The 536-nt window shown below is 44.0% G+C and carries 1 pseudogene; it reads right to left on the bottom strand.

What is annotated here, in order from left to right:
- Positions 1 to 536, bottom strand: a pseudogene (locus ACFIJL_RS09895) (DUF4815 domain-containing protein); the annotation flags it as partial.

Raw genomic sequence — 536 nt, 5'->3', positions numbered from 1 at the left:
TCATCGGTTTTAATGACAAAAGCCGTTAAACGGTCATCCATCACAAGGAGTGGTACATCATAGCGTGCCTCTGCCCACCCTAGCTTTGCGCCCTTCATAGAATAAAAGCTTTGTGCTTGAATATCGGCGGTCGGATAACCGTTTTCTGTAGTGACCAAATCAATCACCAAATCATGGTTCTCATTACCGATTTTGCAAAGATGAAAGTCAATACCGGTGATTTGCCGTGTTGCATCAGGGGTAAAGACTTGCGCTTGTGGGTCCACTTGTGTCCATATTTTCACCGTGGTGGTGCGCCGCATCACTTTCACATCAATCACACCTTGACCTGTAAAAAGCCCCGTTGCAATTGTTCCACCTTTTCCCCGTGCCACAACATTTTTTGTGCCAGCCGTAATGTTTTTAGGAATGGTAAAGCTTCCTTCAAGGGTGCCTTTGGTGTTAGCAACAAGCTTTGTTTTTGGTAAAACATTCACACCATCAAAGGTAAGACTTTCCAAGATTTCGCTACTGCCAAAACCTTCAATTTTAAAGTG

It is taken from the genome of Bartonella sp. TT119HLJHH, from assembly GCF_042193385.1.
In the GTDB taxonomy this organism is placed as follows: domain Bacteria; phylum Pseudomonadota; class Alphaproteobacteria; order Rhizobiales; family Rhizobiaceae; genus Bartonella.
This window is presented reverse-complemented; position numbering and strand designations above follow the sequence as displayed.